Genomic DNA, 20,523 nt, shown 5'->3' on the forward strand with positions numbered 1-20,523 from the left:
TTATGCCAAAAATCCTTTATTTCATCACTCAATCGGAATGGGGCGGCGCCCAGCGCTATGTGTTTGATTTGGCCAATAATTTAAAAGATGATTTTCAGGTAGCCGTGGCCTTAGGCGAACAGGTAAATAATGGAACATTAGCTAAAATTTTACAAGAAAACAATATTAAATGTTTTATTATCCCCAATCTAAAACGCAATCTTTCGCCGATTAACGACCTTTTAGCCTTATGGCAAATAATTAAATTAATAAAAAGTTATCAACCGGACATAATCCATCTCAACAGCTCAAAAATTTCTGTTTTAGGCTCCCTGGCTTCTTTACGCGCTAAAACAAAAGTCATTTACACGGTTCACGGCTGGGTGTTTAACGAGCCTTTGCCGGCTTGGCTGAAAAAAATTTATTTATACGCGGAAAAATTTACGGCCAAATTTAAAAATAAAATAATCTGCGTTTCCGAATATGATAAGCAAACTGCCCTAAAATATAATATCACGCCGGCGGAAAAATTAATTGCTATCCATAACGGCCTGGCGCCGATAAATTTTTATTCCAAAGAGGAGGCGCGAAAAAAAATCCCCTTTAATAAAGGGGGCAATCCGACTTCCGATTTACTTATCGGTTCTATCGGCAATTTATACAAAACCAAAGGCTTTGAATATTTAATTGAAGCCGCCAATATTTTGATTAACAATCCGCAAAGCCGCGATAGAATACCGGCTGCTTTTTTAATCATCGGCGACGGCGCGGAAAGAAAAAATTTAGAAAAATTGATTAAAAAATATAATCTGGAAAATAATTTTATTTTAGCCGGGCAAATCAGCGAGGCGGCCAAATTATTGCCGGCTTTTGACATCTATGCCTGCTCTTCGGTCAAAGAAGGCCTGCCCTACTCTATTTTAGAAGCTATGGCCGCCGGTTTGCCGATTGTAGCGACTAGGGTCGGCGGCATACCGGAAATGATCATGGATCCCGCGACAGACTTAAAACAAGCCGACGGTTTGATTGTTCTACCGGCTAACGCGGAACAACTGGCCAATGCCTTGAAAAAATTAATCATTGATAAAACCTTGGCTAAAATTTTAGGCCAGCAAGCGCAAGCAAAAGCCCAAGCCGACTTTAGCTTGGAAAAAATGATCGCGGAAACGAAAAAAGTTTATTTAGAATAAAAAAACCCGGTCCTATAATTACCAGAACCGGGGGTTGTTAGAAAAAATTCTTTAAACTCTCCATTTCCTCCTTCCTTCTAAAAAAGATACTGTCATTTTATCTTCTTTATTACCATTTTTTTTGACAAATTTGACGAATTCGTTAATAATTCTTTTATTATCAACGTCACCTTTAAAATCTAAAGAAGCTAAATGACATAACAAAGCTTGCTTAGCGAAAGTAGTTTCTAGGCGCATTTCCGGATTTTTTAATAACTCAACTGCCTCTTGCGCCGTCAATAATCCAATGTCTGAATGAGTATATTTTTTGTATTTTTGCTCCCCCTTTTCCACCATTTTCCCCTCCCTGATTTTATTGTTTTATTTTTATTTTTTTACAGCACAAATTAACTTTCTATTCTACTAAAAAACCGCCGTTTTGTCAATGGCGGCTTTTTATACTATTTTTCTAAATTTATTCTGCCCGCAGCTTCCTGATGAACTCCTCAGCCGCCGGCCTAAGCGACGGATCAAGCTCGCCGGCCTTTTCGGCCGCGCTGATAGCTTTATCTTTTTTTCCGGCTTGGGCGTAAAATAGCGACAGGTTAACCCAGGCTTGCGCGTTAGCCGGCTCCAAGCCGGTCCATCTTTCATACAAGACCATTAGGCGCGGCTCATCCTTTTTTTCCATATAATGGTTAAGCGCCGCTTTTATGAAATCAACCGGGCTTAAGTAGCCGGCGCCGCCAAGGTCAAGGCATTTATCCAAAGCCTCGTAGCCCACGGCTTCTTCTTTAAAATAGATGCCGACTTTAGCCAGATAGCAATATGATTCCGGATATTTTTCATTCAAGCTGATGGCGTATTTTAAAGTTTCTATGGCCTTATCTTTATCGTTTCTGATTATGTACATCTGGGCTTTGGAAAAATAAATGGTTACGCGCCCCGGACTGCTTTTTATGGATTCGTCAATCGCCTTAAAAGCGCGGTCAGAATAAAAATTCAGTTTGCTTTTATCATCCTGATAAATAAAAGCGGCCGTGCTTAAAGTTTGCGCCAATTGCATCTGCATCATGCTATCCGCCGGATTTAGGGCCACGTTAGCCTCGGCCAAGCTTACGACATAATCGGCTATTTCCTTAGCCGGCTGCCCGCCCAGCGCCGCCAGCGCCTCCTGGCGGCCATTAATCGCGTTAATTAAACTGGCGCGGCTATCGCGGTCTAAAGGCGTATTATAGCTTAAAGCTTTTTTATATTCATCCGCCGCGCCGGCAATATCGCCTTGAGATAATTTCATCTGCCCGCTGATCGTGCCGTCAAGCATGTATAAAACCTTAAGATTGCATTGGTAAAGCACGGACAGAAGAATTATGCCGGCGCCGGCTAAAACCGCCAATTCCTTATTAGTCAAACCTTCTTGATAATAAAGCTCTTCTTCTTCGTCGCCGTTAGCCAGCCAATAAACATAGCCTAAGGCCATCATTAAAGAAATATAAGTGACTAAAGAATCAAACACGGCTAAATTTTGGATAAAATAAGCCGTGAACAAACAAATCAGCAGAATAAATTCATTGGTGGAAATTCTACCCTGCCGCTTGCCTTTTAACAAATAATAAAATACGGCCCCGAGAATAGAAAAATACGTTAACAGGCTTAAGAGCCCTCCGGTTGACGCCAGGTCCACTAAATTATTATGCGCCCGATCAAAATAGGTTTCCGAAGAGGTATAGCTGTAAAACACTGGATCAAAATATTTATCAAAAGTTATGGCGAAATTGCCATAGCCCGTGCCTAAAATCGGATGGCTGGGAAAATCTTTTAAGGCCGCTTTCCAGGAAATCAATCTGGTTTGAAAAGTCGCGGCTTTAGAGGAAATTTGCGTTATAGTCCTTAAAATCGGCGTATTACTTACAAAACTGCTTTGCGGAAATGAAAATATTAAAGAAATAAAAATTATAATAGCCGCGGCCGCGCCCAGGCCGTAAATTTTTGCTTTTTTACTTAGGCCGTAAGCGGCGGTTAAAACAAAAAACAAAATAAAGCTCGCGCCTAACCCAACGTAAGCCCCTCTGGTGTTAGTCGCTTTCATGACTAAGAGCATTATAAAAACCGGTATTAAATACAAAGCTTTTAAAAGCCAATCTTCCCGCCCGGAACGCTCTTCGCCGCCGCGGCGGAAAAATAAAATCAAGGCGAAATAAATATTAAAAATGGCGTAGCCGGAGACGTAGGCCGTATTACCGATAGTTGAATAAGGAATTTTTAGAAGGCTGTACAGGCAGACTATGGTAGCCGCGATTACGGAAATTACATATAGATTGCGCCAATCGGTCCAGCGGCGGAAAACCGTAATTACAATAAGATAAAACAAGAAAAAATGAAAAATATGAAACCAACCCAGCATCCTTTCAATGTCCCCCCAAAAGCTTAAATTAAAATCAACGCCGAAAATTGAAGAAATAAGCAGAGCGCTAAAAAAAGCGGCTAAACCGAAACTAATCCAAGATTTTTTCGGCCGAACGGCCGGATATTTTATTACGAGCGCCAGCCAGAAAATAATTAAAATTTCCACCAGAATATTAAAATAAATCTGTTTAGAAGTTATGAAAGGAAAAAGCAGGTTGGAAAAAACCAAAAAAACCGAAATAAAGCTTAAATAGACTCCGGTTTTTAGAATTATAAAATAAGTTTTTAAAGGCATAATTTTATTTTAATTTATTTTCACCCAAGAAACTTTTACTTTAGCGTTTCTGGAGGCTTCATAATATTCAACCTTTACTTCATGGCTGCCGGCTTCTATATTGCGTTCTCTATTAAAGGTCATCTCTCTGTCATTATCAGCCCATGACTGCATAAAATTTTCATTATCAAGATAGACTTTGAGGCCATCGTCAAAAACCGTCCTGAATTCATAATTGCCGGCTAAAAAATCACAATTAGCCGTATAGCGGATAGAAAATCTGTCAAAGAAAGAAAACTGCTCCGGCCCGGCGCTCCCCCAGTCAAAATCTATGGCGTTAACACTGCCGGTCGCGACCGGAGTTCCCAGAAGGCTTTTATTATCAAAATATTCAACCAGCCAAACGCAGGAAGTCGTCGCGGTTTCGGCCGGAGTTTCAACAATCATTTCTTCCGTTCCGGTCGCGGTTTCTGCCGGAGTTTCAATAATCACCTCTTCGGTAGTGGTCGCGGTTATTTCCGGCTCGGGCGCGATAATTACTTCTTCGCTTTTAGGAGCGGTAATAACCGGGCTTGATTTTTCATCAACCGCGATTAAAGCTAAATTGCTATTAGTTATTCCGAGCCCCAAATTTCTCATAACGCTAAAAGCATCGGCCGGACGGCCGAGATAATGCATTTTTAAATCAAGCGGATTAATATAATAGGCTTCGCCCTTGCTTTCAACCTTTAAAAGAATTTTTCCGGCCAGCCGTTTAGGAGCAACTCCGGAGAATGAAGCAAAATCTTTATTGGATATGCCTAGCCCTTGCTCGCGCATAACGCTAAAAGCGTCAGCCGGACGGCCGAGATAAAACCGTTTTTCCGTGTCCGGATTAACATACCAGGCCTCGCCGTTAGACTCAACCTGCAATAAAATCCGGCCTTTAAGCCGAGTTGACAGCTCTTCGGCCCGCGCTGCGCCGACGACTAAAAACAATAACCCTAATAAAAATATTGATACTTTTTTCATATGATTTCAGATTATGATTAATACCAATATTTTACCATTAAAACTATTTTTTGCAAACTAAAGCCCCTCCCGCGGAAGCGGGAGGGGCGTTTAGAATTATCTCTGATTAAACTATTAGCTAGTTTAAATTAGTTAGATAATTTCGCGCCTAATACCTCGGTATAAGGCAATAGGACGATTGTCGTGTTGTTAGCGCCGCTGCGGTTGTTACCATTGTAAGTGAAGTCGGTAGCCAAGCTGTTGATTTTGGTTTGAACAAAATCAGCGCTGGTAGTACCTGCAATATTTCCTTCAATAATCAAGGTAACTGTTCCGTCAACGAGCTCTGAAACATCAGGCAAATCCGCCAGATTAATCGTGGCTACTCCGGCAATGGCCTGGACTGCATTTGTCTTATTAGCGTTATCGCCTTCAATATAAGCCTGGATGTCGGATACGGTTGTTCCGCTTGATGTGGCGATGGTTAATTTCAACTCTATTAACGCCGCTTTTAACTCAACGTTAGTAGAGCTTACTCTGTTATTTCCATTATTAAAGATAAAGGTGTATTTGCCGATAGTCTGATCATTGCCGTCAGACAAGGTTGTGTTAGACATCGGGTTAGTAATGGAAGTTAAGAGAGAGCCGGTAACAGTCGCGGTGGTTGAGGTAGCTAAACCCCAGTTCGCGTATTCACCGGCGGCTACTGTAGCGGTGGCGGCTTCAACGTTATCAACATCAGAACCTGAATCTACGCCTATGGCAGTAACCGCTTTATTAGCGGCCAGCCCTAAAGCTGTAAGCTGGGTGCTTGAAGCCAAAGTAAAGATGGCGGTTCTGGCGAAAGTAGCGGTGCTGGTAGGATCATTTTCAACATTTATGCCCTTCATGGTAACGCCGACATAGAATTCATGGGCGTTATCCGCGGACAAGGTTAAATTCAAGTCGCTGAAATTCGCGTAACCGGCAGAGCTGACGGATTTTGAAGCTATTAATACTTCGTTTTTATCATACAAATCTACCGTATAAATATCATTGGCCGTAGCCGTGCCTGAATTGCCTAAGACTAATGTTTTAACCTTAATCGGTTCATTAGTGGTAGTCATGGTTAACTTGGCGAGATATTTATCGCCGGAAGTTACTTTTCCACCGGCCAAAACAATAGTATTGGCGTTAGTTTTCAAGTCGGTCGTAGTGGTTAATTCAACTTTCAATGTGCCGATAGTAGTAATGATAACGGTTCTGGAAATAGTGTTAGCATTAGCTACGCTTTCGTCCACATTATTGTTGTCTATATCTTTCGCGACTATGTCAGCCGCGGTGCCGGTAACGGTCAATTGAATATAACCGACCGGACTAAAGCTGGCGGAGAAATCGGCTTTAACTTCTAAGACAACGGTTTTTCCGGCAGGAATTACCCTGTTGGTCGCGTCTAAAGAAGTAAAGTTAATATAACCCGCAGCCGAGCCTGTGCCTTCTACGATACCGCCGGCAACCGTCTTAACTAATTTGCCGTCAATATAAAGCTTCAGCTGGGAAATGTTGTTATCATCAAACGCGGTAGGTGAAGTTGAGGTGGCCGAAATCTTAATTGAAGTTAAGGTAACGGCTGAAGACGCTCCGGCTTCAAGGCCAGCGGCGTAAATAACAAGGTCTTTAGCACCCGGCACGATTGTCTTGTTGGTTAAAGGAACCGTTTGCCAGATTAAAGAAGCCGCTTTTACGGTAGTGATAGAGCTTGATACTGACGTTGGGGTTATATTATCACTTAAGTCATCGTCTGAAACATCTCCGGTAATATTAAACGCTCCGTCTTCTAAAACAACTTGCAAGGTGTCAGTACTATCAATTGTATTAGTATCGTTTGCTCCGGCTAAATCAGCTCTTAGCTGGAAGGTTTTAGTAACTCCCTTAACTAAGCCGATGTCATCAGTCATAGACAGAAGGATGGTGTTAGCTCCTTGAGCGGCTGTACCGGAAGCGGTTGTAATATCGTAAACAGCTCCGGAACTGACATCTTTTAATGAAAGATTATCAATTTCATCAAACAAAAGTCCGGTTCCTGTAATATAGAAATCTCTGCTTGCAGCTGTGTCGGAAGTATTACTAATATCGGCGATAGTGGCATTTTCCCCGGATGAAAGCATCTTGATAGTAGCTAAAACAACAGAGGTATCACCAGCCCTAACGTCTTTAGACGGAGTGGCGGTTTTATCCATATCAATAGTAACATCTCCGGCGGCTAAGGTAACCACAATACCATCAAGAGCTGCATCTAAGCCGGCGAATCCTGCGGCGGCAACTTGAATTCCATAACCATAATCTTGACCGGTGAAAACTAAGTCGTTAGCATCGTCAAAATAAAGATTAATAGTATTGGCAGCATTACCAATGCCAAGATCTCCGTAGACTTCAACGGTGATAGTGTCGTTTTTAGCGATAACCGTGTTCTTCATATCAAAATTAGCGAACTTATCAACTAATGCAACGCCTTTGACAACTTCGTCGCCGTCAACCAATACTCTCATGTTACCAACAATTCCGTCATCATTAGTGCCGCCTGTCTTCATTCTCATGGATCCGAAGATAACCGGTTCGTTAGCCGCGGCTAAATTAAAGCTGGCTAATAGAACATTGTCTTCGCCGAAGTCATTGGTTGTATTAGACGCGCCATTTTCTGTCATTGTAATTGTACCAATATTGGTTCCGCTTACAATGGATTGAAGATTACCTCTAACCGGGAAAGAACCGCTTACCGAAGCTCCGTTAGTAGTAACGTCAGAAGCAGCAGCAATACCTAGAGCAAAATTTCCGGTTTGGCTAGCCTGTATAGTCGCCCTAACCAATAATGACTTAGTGGTTCCGGCGGCTACGACAATCGGCGTGGAGAAATTAAAGGTAGCTTCTTTATCGGAATTTACATCTCTGGAAGTTCCTACTTTTATGCCATTGTCATAAAAAGTAACGCTATCAATATAGGTAGCTATACCTAATTCATAAGCTCTTAACTTAATAGAATTAACGCTTACCGCGCCATCGTTAGAAGCGGTTAAATTAATCTTTAAGAAATTAGTAGGAGAACCGGCCGGAATTGAGGAAGCGGCCGCGGTGTCTGAAGCTAAAGCAACGGTTAAACCCGTGCCGGCTCCGATAGTTCCGCCCGCGCCTGACGAAGTGTCAGTCAAAGTTCCGACAGCGCCCGTGATATCAGCGCCAATAACCGGTTTAGCGATAGTGGCGGTGATAACATCAGCCCATTTAAATCTGTTGGCTAGAAAAGCCGCTTCACTGGCGATTTTTGAGCCAGTAGTATCGGCATTGATGAAATAAACATCAGCTTCAGTGCCGAACTTCACTAAACTGCCTTGTGGATAAGAGGTCGCGCTAACTACGCTGGTAAGGGTATTGTAGTTAGTAAAGAAAGCGTCAGACACGTCAATAATTCTCTTATTCCAATTTGCTCCGTATAAAGTTACGGCCGTAGCTTCGTCAGGGATGCCCACTAAAGAGCCTCCGGCGACAACAGCGTAAACTTTCGGATTAGTGGTAATTTTAACTAATTTAGTGCCTGGTCTAACAGTAACATTCTTACCTAGAGGATATGACTCTAACTCAAGTTGAGGAATAGTCACAACTCCGGAGAAATCACTGTACCAAGAAAAATAAGTTGACTCATTAGGGAAAACATATCTTTTACCGTCAGCAGCCAAGTAATAGACGGACGAAAGTCCGGCCATCTTGATTAAGTCACCGGCAGAAGCCGCGGCCTTGGTCTCTGGGACCATGACTACGCTCATTGATAAAACGGTGACGAAAATTACGCCAGCGGCAAAGATTTTCTTAAATCTTTCCATAGAAATTTTGTTTACCCCGTTAAATTTAAAAATTTAACTGGGGTCCTTGCTCGCTTTTTAAATTAATTTTAATCCCGCCTACGCTTTTTACTGAGTAAAAAGCTACGGCGAGGCAAGCAAATCAACCGGAATCCCGCCTCCCCCACGCTTATAGTAATAAGCGCGCGGGGTTGGCAAATTGCATGGATAATTCACCTCCCGACTTATTAACATAAGTGTGGGGGGTTAGCTTGCTGATTTGCTTGGTAGCTAGCGATGATCAATCGCGGAGCTTAGGGACTGTCGCCAAATGCTCTTTCGGAAATAAATTTTCACAATTTCGTGGAAATTTTTTATAAAATTTTTGAGGCGATATTTTAGATATCGGCGAGAAAATTTTAGATAAAAATTTACCGAAATTTGGAAATTTAAGCCGAATACGGCATTTGGTGACAGTCCCTTCTAAATTTAAAAAGCAAGTTGATTAATTAATTTGATAAAGCCTCTATCGAAATAGATCGACCTTTTAAACTTTATCGCAATCCGCTTAATGCGGATTAGACTGTTCGCCATTATGGCGAGCAATCTAATTCGCGCTAGGCTTAGTTTTGCCCCCTTTAACAAAGGGGGTTGGGGGATTTTAAGTTTTACCACATCTTCCGAATCTTTAAACCCCCTTAATCCCCCTTTTTAAGGGGGACTTTTATAATTAATTCGTGCTCGTTGCCGTTTCGCTCACGCCTTTAACCTCGCCTTTAACAGGTTCAAGATTTTCAGATTCTTGATTAATTATTTGTTTGGCTTCTTCTATTTTATCTATCGCGCCGTCATAATTTTTTTCATCAAGCATCTTTTCCGCTTCTTCTAAGGCCTTATCCGGGCTGTTTAAACTTCCTTCAGTCGTCGTGGCGATAACCGGCGCCGCCAACTCAAGTTTAACCTCCGGTAAAATTTCTTGTTTAGCCGCCGGTTTTACCGGTTCGGAAATTTCCATTCTTTGATCGTCCTTGCCTAAATTAGCGCCGAAGACTTCCGGCTCTTCTTCTTTATTCTGATTATTTTTGTTTTCAGCTTTTTTAATAGTGGTTAATCTGTTTTTAACTTGGCTGATTTCTTTTTTAAAATCTTGCGATAATTGTTCTACTTTCGCGCCCTTCTTATCTTCCGACTCCTTAGACTCTTCTAAAACTTGAGTTATTTCTTTAGCGCGGTTGGTGGCAAACTCCAAACCTAATTTAGCTTTATCTTTTTCATTAAAAGTCATAACGAACTGGGCCTTCTCGCTGATGATCTTGGCGATATATAATGAATCGCCGGGTTTGGAATTTTTTGAGGCATAAACTCCGCCCACGCCGATTACTAAAATTAAGACGCTGGCTAAAGACGTTATCCAGACCGGTTTAACCATATTAATAAAAACTTTGCCCGGCATAATGCTCTCCCAAATTATTCTTAAATTTGATTCTGATTTATTAACAGTCGCTCCGGCGGAAATTTGCGCATATAAAAGCTCCCGATAATTCTTTTTAAAATTATCATCGGGTTTAATGGTTTTTAAATTATTTAATTTTTTGAGCAGATCTTTGTCGTTCATACGATTGTAGATTGTCATTTATTCATTTTTTCATCATTCTCTAAAAGTTCTTTCAAAGCTTTTAGCGCGCGGAAGATCAGAACGCGAGTATTGCCTTTTGACTTATCTAAAATCTCGGCGATTTCTTTGATTGAAAGTTCATTAACGAAGCGCAAAATTATTACCTCGCGATATTCGTCTTTTAATTCCGGCAATTTAGTTTCTAAAACCAAAAGGTCGGTTTTTAATTCCATGGCGCGAGAGGCGCTTTGCTTCTCGTCAATAACTTCAATTCCGCTATCGCCGTCAAGGCTGATATTTTCTCTGTCTTTATTTTTTCGGTAATGGTCAATGATTAAATTTCTGGCGATTTTATAGAGCAGAGCCTTTAAAGTTTTATGGTCTTTTAGAGTATTCTCTAAGATATAATTCCAGGTTTTCAAAAAAACAGCTGAACATAAATCTTCGGCTTCTTCCCGGCTGCCTACTTTAAAATAAATAAACCGGTAAAGCTGATCTACATATAAATCATAAGCTTTAACAAAGGCCTCTTTGTCGTTTTTTTTGATTTTGTATAATAGCAATTTTTCTTCTATTTTGCCTATTTTCATTTAATTATACGGATAATATTAAGTATTGTTACAGTTAAATATCTATATAAAAAACTAAACAAAAAAATAATCGTAAAAAACGAAAATTAATGACTAATTTTAGCAATTTTTTCTCATTGCGGGATTCCGTCCAGCTAGAGAATGTAATTATTCAGTATAATAACATAGAGGCAAGTAAAAGGCAAATAAAAAGCTAAACTCCCCTCCTATTTGTCATTCCGGCCTACGAGCCGGAATCCAGCCTGCCTGCCGGCAGGCAGGGTTAAACCCGTAGGAAGTCAGGTTTACTGAGATGATGGCAAAATAAGATGCCTGTACCATTAAATCCTGGATCCCCGGGTCAAGCCCGAGGATGACAAAATAAAATTGCTAAACTCCAGGACGACGCCCCCTCTTGCATTCTTAAAAATAATATGCAAAAATATGAATAACTTATTTTAGTCTAGGCTAACGTGGACTTTGAACAAAAATCAAATATAAACTATAAAACTTTAGTCTACATTAGTGTAGACTAAAGTCTTATTATAGTTAAATTTATATGTTTTTAAGCCTAATTTATAGACTTTAGTCTACATTCTTGTAGACTTAAATACTAAAAATGGACGAAAAAAAATCCAAAAATAACAATATTCAACCTAATTTAAATAATGAGATCAATACTCCCATCTGGCTTTCCGTTTCCGAAGCAGCTAAGATTGGCGGAGTACAGACTAAAACCATCCGCCGCGCCATACAGTATAATAAGGTCAAATATAAGATAATCGGCAACCGCTATTCAATTGACCTATTATCTCTGATTATCTTCTTAAATACTAAAACCAAGCTCAAAAATAAGCTAAATCAATCCGGCCTGGGCCAGTATGTGGATAAGTGGAAATAATTGTTCTGCGGACAACTTTGTGCTATAATAAAAATAATAAAACAACTAACTTATCCCCATATTATGTTATGTTTTATTTTCTATTTACAGCCTAAGCTGAAAAATTTTTTAATATCAAAAAATAATAAAATTTTTATATATATTTTATCGGCCAATTTAATTGGCCGATTTTTTTATTTTTAAATTAACTGCTACGCCGCAAACGAGCGCAGCAAACGACTATGAAAAAATATTTCATCTTTTTAACAATCATGCTATTCGTATTTGGCTTTGGCGCTATAATTTTATCCGCCAATCCGGCACGGGCCGAAGCTTTAACTTCGGTTACCGTAGCCCCTAAAACCGACAATGTTGATAATTTGGTCGGTCAGGCTGATGCTACCTGGCGATTTACAATCAACAACGTAACCGCCCTAACCGCTTTAACGCATGCCGTGGAAATTACTTTTCCGTCTATTGGTCAAACCATGTGGGATTTTAGTCTTGTCACCGCCTCTAGCACGGCCTTAGGCGGAGACGCTTTACAGTTTGCTACCAGTAGCCAGCAAATGTGGCGCAACGGTAATCAAAGAAAAATAATTCTTGTGGCCACTAGCACGCAAACCACCGCGGCCAATAATTTTATTATAGACATAAAAGGCTTGACCAATCCTATGATAGGCACGTCGGATATGGGAAGTAAAAATTGGTCGGTCAGAACTTGCGTTTTAGCCGTTCCGGGTGTTCCGGGCAATGGTGATACCGGCGGCTGCGCCAGTGATTTGGATTCAGCCGCAACCGGAGCCGCTACCATAACCAGACGAGGCGGAGCGATTACTGATTGGACCATTACTCCTACGAGTTTCTCCTCTAGCGCGACCATGGTGCAATATTCTGTTACTTTTACCGCCAGCACCACTTTAAATGTCGGCGATAAAATACATTTTAATTTTCCAGCAGTTGGCTATGCTTCACCTTTAACTGGCGCCACGACTTCATTGCAAACGATTGTTGAAGGCGGTACGGCGCAGATCGCTGCCGACGCCATAGCAGTTTCAAATGCTAATGGCACTAACCAAATAATTTTAACCGTAAGCGGCGGCGAGATTGACCCGGCCGCCACTTCCACGGTAACTTTTACAGTCGGAAATATTACCAATCCGACTAAAGGAGCTTATCAAGGCTTTAAAGTATATACTACCATTGCCGGCGGCGGCCTGGTTGACGGGTCATATTGGGGCGAACCGGCCATGGGCGATAACTCGCCGCCGCCGGTTGAAACTATCCAGATCGGCGGCGATAATACCGTTACCGGCACGGTAAAAGTCAGACGCGCTAACGGTGATTTAGAAACAGTTACTCAAGCGGAAGCCAGGCAACTGCAAGTCGGTATGGGTTGCCCTGATCTGCAATTTTTCGCCGGAACGGTAAAAGTAGCTGATAACGGCACTTTTACTTATAGCAATTTAATCAGCGCCACTTATATATTATTCGTCATGCCTTTCTCTAGTACTAATTCCGAGTTTTTTGCCAACTACATTCCGCCCTCCCAGTTGCAAATAAATGCTACCGGCGCTGAAACCATTACGGTCACCCCAACCTTTGAAGTGCCGGATGCGGAAATCCGCGGCACAATTACCGGAGGAATAGAAAACGGCACCGAACAAATTTCCGTCAGAGGCTATACGGGCGCGGTTCAATCATTTTCACCGGTTTTTAACGGTCCAGACTATCTAACTGAAGGCTTGAGCGCTACCGGCACCGGCTATTTTAAATTGCCGGTTAAATCAGGCGATACCTGGCAGATTGCCATTGAAGCCAACAATGGAACCATTTCCAGCGGCGGCACCCAATATTGGACGCCGGCGGTTGATCCGGTTTTTATATCAGCCGGCACCGCCATTACTACGCTTAGTCCGGTCGCTTTCGCGGTCGCCGACAAAACATTAAACGTAACTTTAAGGCGCAGCTCTGATAATTCGGTCATTGACGAAACCACTCCGCCTATGCCTTGCTTAGGCATCCGGCGGTCCGGCTCTGACATGAAAGGGCCGGGCGGGCAAGGCGTCTGCAGTACTACTTTAGTCAACGGCGTAAAAGTCTATCAACTCAAAGTTCCGACCGGCGCTTTTTCTATCCAATTGATGATGCCGGGCGGATTTAAAGAATATCCGGTCAATATTTTAAGCACTGATACTACGGTTAATAAAACCGTGGTGGTTCAGCAAGCCACTACCTACATTACCGGCACGATACATGACCCTGAAGGTTTCCATATTAATGGAGCTTCGGTAATGGCGCAAGGCTCAAACGGCAGTTTTAACCAAACCTTAACCAATACCTCCGGCGTTTATACGCTATATGTGCCGGTAGGCACCTACCGGGTAGAAGCTTTTGCCCCAGGTTATGGCCCCTTAGGCGCTATTACGGATATAAGCGTGCTCTTAGGAGCTAATGCCACTGGCAAAGATTTTACCATTTCCGCGGGAAATTTTAAGACTATTAAAGGACAGGTACATACCGGAGCGACCAATTATGAAGGCGTGCATATGCATGCTTTCGGTTCCAGCGGCCAAAACAGCACTATGACCAGAAGCGACGGCACCTATACTTTAAGAGTGCCGGCCGGAACCGGCTATACGATTGACGCCTGGTCGGAAAGCATGGGTTTCATCGGTAGCTTAACCAATGTTGATGTATCAGGTAATGTCACCGGCAAAGATTTCACGCCACAAGCGCAGGGATATCTGCAAATTAAAATTACCGGAGGCAATACCTATGGCTTGGACAAAATTTTTGCCTGGGCTTTCAACCCAACGACCGGTAAAGGCAATGGTTCAGATACCTGGACGGCAACTACCAGCAATGCGGACTTAGTCACAAAATTTAATTTGCCGGCCGGCGATTATCGCCTTGACGTTGGCACGCCGGCTTTCGGCAATCTAACTTCGCTAGCCGCTAATATTGACGCTACCACCACTACCATTGTAGCCGATGCGACTTCCGAAATTACCATTGCTTTACCGGAAATAATAACTTTAAGCGGCGTTACCAGAGCGAACGCCACGGTTTGGGCGTCAAGAACCGACGGCCCGGGAAAATTTACCACCACGGCCGACGCTACCACCGGCGCTTATTCAATGAAAATTCCTTCCGGCTATAATTATATGGTAGGCGCGAATTTAACCGGCTATACCAGCGCGCCGGTAACTTTATCCGCGGTTGCCGTTGATACTACCCAAAATTTAACTTTAACCGCCTCTTCGGATACTATTTCCGGCACGGTAACTTCCGGCGGCGAAGCTCTAAGCGAAGGTTTTGTCTGGGCGGTAAGAGCTAATAACACCGGCTGGATGGGTTCAGAATTAAGCGGCGACGGCACTTATTCATTAGCCGTTGATTCCGGCAGTTGGACGGTTTATGCCGACGCGCCATGCAAAACTCCTTCCAGCGGCACAGCCCAAACAGGCGCGGGCACGGTAAATATTTCTTTAACCGCAATTAGCGGCTGCAGTTATAACGCGCCAGAAATGAACAGTATGACGCCGACTACCGGCGGAGTCGTTTCCCAGTCCGATGTCTCCGTGAACATTCCGCCCAACGCTTTAGGCACTGGCAGCTCCAATGTTTCCATGACCGTGGCTAAACCGTCAATTATCCCTCCGTCCACCTTAAATGCTTCTCCGATCGGCACCTCAACTAAAAGGATTTTAGTTACCGACTCTAACGGCACCGCGGTTACCAGCTTAAGCAATTCAATTGAAATTTCCATTACTTACAGCGATTCGGATATCCCGGCCGGCTCGGAAAATAATTTACAGCTGGCATTTTGGAACACTTCTTCTAATACCTGGGATCCGGTAGCGGCCACGCTTGACACTACCAACAATACCTTAACCGCTAAAGTTGACCACTTAACCGATTTCGCGCCGATTGTCCCGACTGCCGATAACGCGCCGGAAACGCCAACCGGCCTAACTGCGGCCAAAAGCGGCAACACCACGATTGATTTATCTTGGACCGCGGTTAGCGGCGCCACTAGCTATTTAATCTATAAAGACACATCCGCCAGCGGCAGTTTTCCTTATTTGGCTTCCGGCACCGGCACGACATACTCCAGCACCGGCCTTTCCGGCGGAACCGCTTATTATTATAAAGTAAGCGCCTCAAACTCAAGCGGCGAATCAACTGCTTCCGACGCGGCCACGGCCACCACTTGCAGTACTGTAGCTAACGGAACAGTTTCCGGCGCCGGTTGTACTTTAACCTGTAATTCCGGCTATACTAATAGCGGCGGAACCTGTGTAGCGGCTAGCAGTGGTGGTGGCATTATGCCATCTGGCAACAGTAATCAAACTCCGGCCGATACCGCAGCCGAAGAAACGCCGGCCGCTGCTTTAGAGTCCCCCGCAGAGTCACCCGCTAAAACCACAACCGCCTCCGAACTAACCGCTACTGCCGCGCAAAAAATCGTGGCCATGGCGGCTGAAGCTGCTGAAATAATTAAATCAGATATTAATAGCTTCTTAGGTAAATTCGGCTTTAAGCGCGATTTAGCTAAAGAAGATGTAGCCGTTAAAAAATATGTTAAAGACTTGATTAAGGGCGCTAAAGGCATAACTGCGGAAAAACAAAACGCCTTAAGCAACTTTATCGCTTACGGTACTTACACCACGGTTAAACTTGGCGAAGGTGAACGCGCCGGCGTGATTAATTCTTATAAATCCACTTTCGGCAAACTGCCGGCTACAGCGGAAGAATGGTCTGATGTCATAAAAATCGCCAATGGCAGATGGCCTACGGCCAGAGATAACAAATCAGAGAATGCCTCAACAGAAGCTTTTAAAAAAATATATAAACGTTCGCCTAACCGCGCTAATGCCAACGATGATGCCGCAGTTACCGTAATTGCCTACGGCTTAAGGCCGGCTAATAGAAACACTAATAGTGAAAAAGCCGCCATTAAAAGCTTTAAGGCAATTTACGGCTATGCACCGGTTAGCGCAACCGCTTGGGATATTGTAAGAGCCATTGCTTATTCCGGAGCTAAAAGATAAAAAAACAATATAAATAATAAAAACACCTTCTATTAAAAGAAGGTGTTTTTATTTACCCCCTTTAACAAAGGGGGCTAGGGGGATTTTATGTTTTTGCCATATCTTCCGAGTTCTTAAACCCCCTTTATCCCCCTTGTTAAGGGGGATATTATTTTTATAGCACTGCTTCTTTGGCCGCTTTGGCGACTTTGAATTTAACAACGGTTTTAGCTTTAATCTGAATGGATTCGCCGGTGGCCGGGTTTCTGCCCATTCTAGCGGCGCGGTTGATCTTAACTAATTTGCCTAAGCCAGGAATGACGAACTCGCCGTTCTTCTTAACCTCTTTTAAGGCTAAGATGGCCAACTTTTCCATAAAGCTGGTGGTGTCTTTCTTGCTCATGCCGGCTTCAGCCGCCATGGCATCCATGATTTGAGACTTGGTCATTTTTGACATAATTTTTCTTTTACCTCTCGTTAAGCGAGAGAATATTTAAAATTGTTAATAAGCCCGATATCTATTGAACATTATACACCATAATCAAAAAAAAGCCAATAAAATAAGGAGTTTTATTATAATAACATAAAAATTAAGCTAAGATTAAATAAAAAAGGCACAATACGCTAAAAGCCATATTGTACCTTAACTTGGAATAAAATTATTTAAATCCAGTTTTTTACTTGTGAGGCACACCTCCAAACGGCTTTTTCCATAATGCTTATAGCCTCGCCGATTAAGCCATCTACCGGCGCGAGCATATGCCCGAACTCAAATCCTCGATTGCCAGACTTTATTATCCATTCCCTAAAGTTAGGCGCGTCCTTTACCCATTCATTGCCCGCATAGGATATTATTTTAGGCGGATCAGGCTCAAGCCAGATATGCTTGCGATCCGCTATAATTACGCACGGGGAACAATAAATAAATTCGGAAATTAAACTTGCATTATGCCTTACATTATGCTGTTTATGCCCGAATTCAATAAAAAAATAATCACCTCCTCTTGAGTTCATTCTAAAAAAAATCGGAGTATTGCCATCCGGAAGCTTCTCTTTAGAAATTATCACTCCGGGCGGTAATTTTTTATCCTTTTCAAACCATCCTTTTCTATTTATCGTCAACAATAAATAATTACAAAAAGAATTTAACTGCACAGTTTCCTTGGACCACGCCCCCCAATAATATTCCGACTTTCTCATTTGATTTAAAGGTCCCATCTTTACCTCCTTTTCTGATTGTTAGTAAAAATATGTTTCTTTATCAAATTTACTGGCACAGATTTTATATTGAAGTTCGGACAGAATTCAAAAAAAGGTTTTAAGCCAGCTTTTAAAAGCGCCCCCAGTCCCCGCTTTTAAAAGCCAAAATTCCTTTGCGGGCAAAGCCCGACTTTAGGCGATTTCAAGTTTTTCCGCGGGCGAAAGCCCGCTCCGCACGTTCGTGCGGTTTGGCGGCAAATTCTTTTTGTTATTAGAAGCTAATGCTAAATATTAAAGGCTGGCTGTGCTATAACACAATAATCCAAATCTTCTTTAATGTCAACTTTTTTAAATATTTTTTCCGTTACCTTATTATCCTTTTTGGCTGTGCCATATTTAATATGATATTCAATATTTCTCTCATCACAAAAATCAACTACAGTATTAGCGCAATCATTATAAAATTCTTTATTATCCTGGTATTCTGAAACTTTTACATTGTAATTTAACTTTCCAAAGACTATCTTATCAACAAAATCCAGCTTATTTAAAATTTGTTCCAAGCTTTGCGGCACTAAATTTGGCGTCGGATATGGCTCCATGCTAACCCAAGTTTTTAGGCCTTTTTCGTGCAAATATTTTAATGATTCAATTCTTTTATTGTAAGGCGCCGCTCCGGGCTCAAAGGTATCTTTAAATTTTTTATCCAATGAAACTAGGGTTATGGCATATTCGTTGTTAATACTATATTTTTTCTTATCAGCTAATTCTTTCGGAAATATCCCTTTGGTTAAAACCGTGCATCGTATGCCGTTGCTATTCAATTTTTCAATTATTTTTAAAGTTAGGCTAGAAATTTCCGGCTGATTAAACATAAAAGGATCAGTAGTAAAACAAAGGTGAACCACTTTTATTTTATTTTTCAGCCTGGGTATTTCTTTATCTAATATTTCTAAAGCATTGCTAACGATTTTTGGTTTTATCCAATCTTTATAATCCTTGATAACTCCGCACCTTTTTTTCATATTCATGGCATAGCAAGGGAACCGACAGCCATGAGAACATCCTTCCGCGTGATTAATGCAATAATCAGCGTATTCTACGCTGCTTTTATATAATAAAGATTTTCTTTGAATTTTTTGCATGGTGATTTTTTATAATTATATTATAGCAAAAAATTTACTAAATATCGAATGTGCCTTGGAACATTTTATCTTTCTCTTTTTTAGATAAACTTTGGAACAATGTCCCGTCCAGCTTAATTTTTTTATAAATATCATCAATTATTCCTTTAGCACCAGTATTTCTAGAAAGAAAAATGAGATAATATTTATTTCTCCCTTTATTGTAGCAAATATCAATAGTTTTAGCTCCAAGTTGATATTTTTCTATCACCTTATCATTGTGATCAGCTACTATATTCAAATAAAGTTTTAAATTTTCTTTTTCTTCACTTGATAAATTTTTCCAATCATCTCCGAAAAATTCCTGGATTCTTCTTAGATTACCAATCGCTTTCTTTTTTATGTCAATCGGTAATTCTTCATCACATTTTTTTCCAAAAGCGTAGCACCTTTCTACGCCTTTGCAGATATAATTTATTAAAAATTCCTTTGCAATATTTGGGATATTAAACGCTTTTTCAAGCATAGCTCTGGAAATACTTATTCCATCCGGATCAATAAAAAAGAATACAGGAGCTCTGCCGGCAATAATCGTCAAAACGTCATCTATTTTTTTATTAATGTCATCATTAAATATTTCAACATTAAGACCCTCGTCTATATACGGCTTAACAAATTTTTCCAATTCTGAAAATATTTTTTTATCTTCCTCAATAAAAATACACTTTATATCTTTATTATATTTCTCTTTAACCAATTTCGCCAATTCTAAGGCTACTAACGGCGAGCCCAATACGGAATCCTCCTTACCCTCATTATGATATTTCCCTCGACCGGCAAAACAGTCGACAAAATACATTTCACGGCACCAACTCTGTTTGGCCAATATCTTGGCCCAAGCATGCAAATAATCCTCCAAAATTTTTAATTTAGTTTTTGTTTGTGGTTTATTAGTAATATCCCAAAAATCTTTATTATTCATATATAAATATTATACACGAACAAAATACGAAAGTCAATATTATTAAATTTTTTCTATTACTACTATTTCCTTCATCAAACCATACAGCCAATAAACTTCTTCTATTTTTTATTCTTAATAAAATTTAATAACAAATCATCACTTTTATCTAATTCTAATTTTTTTATTATTCTATCCCTGATTTTTTGATAATCAGCCCCTATAAGAGATTGAAATTTATCAGTACCGATGCCATATTGAAAAATAAAAAATCTATTATAGATATTCCTCGTTATTGAATCTGTAAATTGTAAATGATATATTAAGGCGACTTGCTGTTTTTCATTTGGTAATATTCTTTTACAACTTTCGGCGGCAAGCTGGCATGCACCCCGAAATTCGGACACGATATTCCACATAAAGCGGTAATGGTTTAAAATAAAGAGGATAGAATTAATAAACTAAAAGCCTGCCAAAAATATGGCCAAAAAGATAAGCCAGGAGATTA

The 20,523-nt window shown here is 41.2% G+C and carries 13 protein-coding genes; 3 read left to right on the forward strand and 10 right to left on the reverse strand.

All coding sequences use genetic code 11. The features are described from left to right. Window positions 1-2 precede the first annotated feature (2 nt). On the forward strand, window positions 3-1,169 hold the full coding sequence (locus tag WC639_04585) for a glycosyltransferase family 4 protein (GenBank protein MFA6307052.1): 1,167 nt from the start codon (window positions 3-5) through the stop codon (window positions 1,167-1,169). Window positions 1,170-1,220: 51 nt separating this feature from the next. Here WC639_04585 and WC639_04590 read toward each other — a convergent pair whose 3' ends face one another. The 6 genes from WC639_04590 to WC639_04615 all read right to left on the reverse strand — a co-directional run bounded on the left by WC639_04590 (window position 1,221) and on the right by WC639_04615 (window position 10,835). Then, complete coding sequence (locus tag WC639_04590; protein MFA6307053.1) at window positions 1,221-1,505, reverse strand: hypothetical protein; 285 nt, start codon at window positions 1,503-1,505, stop codon at window positions 1,221-1,223. Window positions 1,506-1,623: 118 nt separating this feature from the next. Then, entirely contained in the window at window positions 1,624-3,849 is a 2,226-nt protein-coding gene (locus WC639_04595) for an O-antigen ligase family protein (GenBank protein MFA6307054.1), read from the reverse strand. A 9-nt stretch (window positions 3,850-3,858) separates the two neighbouring features. Continuing rightward, complete coding sequence (locus WC639_04600) at window positions 3,859-4,839, reverse strand: PA14 domain-containing protein (protein MFA6307055.1); 981 nt, start codon at window positions 4,837-4,839, stop codon at window positions 3,859-3,861. Between the two features lie 128 nt (window positions 4,840-4,967). After that, window positions 4,968-8,672 carry a hypothetical protein gene (locus WC639_04605; GenBank protein MFA6307056.1) on the reverse strand — a complete coding sequence of 1,235 codons (3,705 nt, stop codon included), beginning with the start codon at window positions 8,670-8,672 and terminating at the stop codon, window positions 4,968-4,970. 688 nt (window positions 8,673-9,360) lie between these two features. Further along, a complete protein-coding gene (locus WC639_04610; GenBank protein MFA6307057.1) occupies window positions 9,361-10,245 on the reverse strand; it encodes a DUF5667 domain-containing protein in 885 nt (294 codons plus the stop codon). A gap of 14 nt (window positions 10,246-10,259) precedes the next feature. Then, window positions 10,260-10,835, reverse strand: a complete 576-nt coding sequence (locus WC639_04615) for an RNA polymerase sigma factor (protein MFA6307058.1) — start codon at window positions 10,833-10,835, stop codon at window positions 10,260-10,262. 598 nt (window positions 10,836-11,433) lie between these two features. Here WC639_04615 and WC639_04620 point away from each other — a divergent pair. Together WC639_04620 and WC639_04625 are read left to right on the forward strand one after the other, a co-directional pair. After that, the gene (locus WC639_04620; protein MFA6307059.1) at window positions 11,434-11,715 is read left to right on the forward strand and encodes a hypothetical protein; all 282 of its coding nucleotides are present in this window, start codon (window positions 11,434-11,436) and stop codon (window positions 11,713-11,715) included. A gap of 251 nt (window positions 11,716-11,966) precedes the next feature. Continuing rightward, window positions 11,967-16,751, forward strand: a complete 4,785-nt coding sequence (locus tag WC639_04625) for a carboxypeptidase regulatory-like domain-containing protein (GenBank protein ID MFA6307060.1) — start codon at window positions 11,967-11,969, stop codon at window positions 16,749-16,751. Window positions 16,752-16,905: 154 nt separating this feature from the next. Here the strand turns inward: WC639_04625 and WC639_04630 are convergent, their stop codons facing one another. The 4 genes from WC639_04630 to tcmP form a co-directional block, all read right to left on the reverse strand. Further along, window positions 16,906-17,187: an HU family DNA-binding protein gene (locus tag WC639_04630; protein ID MFA6307061.1), complete on the reverse strand. Its 282-nt coding sequence runs from the start codon at window positions 17,185-17,187 to the stop codon at window positions 16,906-16,908. Between the two features lie 206 nt (window positions 17,188-17,393). Further along, window positions 17,394-17,948, reverse strand: coding sequence for a hypothetical protein (locus WC639_04635; protein ID MFA6307062.1), 555 nt, complete (start codon window positions 17,946-17,948; stop codon window positions 17,394-17,396). A 266-nt stretch (window positions 17,949-18,214) separates the two neighbouring features. Then, window positions 18,215-19,075 (reverse strand): radical SAM protein, encoded by an 861-nt coding sequence (locus tag WC639_04640; protein ID MFA6307063.1) that lies wholly within the window; start codon window positions 19,073-19,075, stop codon window positions 18,215-18,217. 37 nt (window positions 19,076-19,112) lie between these two features. Continuing rightward, window positions 19,113-20,036: a three-Cys-motif partner protein TcmP gene (gene tcmP, locus WC639_04645; protein ID MFA6307064.1), complete on the reverse strand. Its 924-nt coding sequence runs from the start codon at window positions 20,034-20,036 to the stop codon at window positions 19,113-19,115. Between the last annotated feature and the right edge of the window lie 487 nt (window positions 20,037-20,523).

Source organism: Patescibacteria group bacterium, assembly GCA_041662965.1.
Lineage (GTDB): Bacteria > Patescibacteriota > Patescibacteriia > Patescibacteriales > GWC2-42-12 > JACPHD01.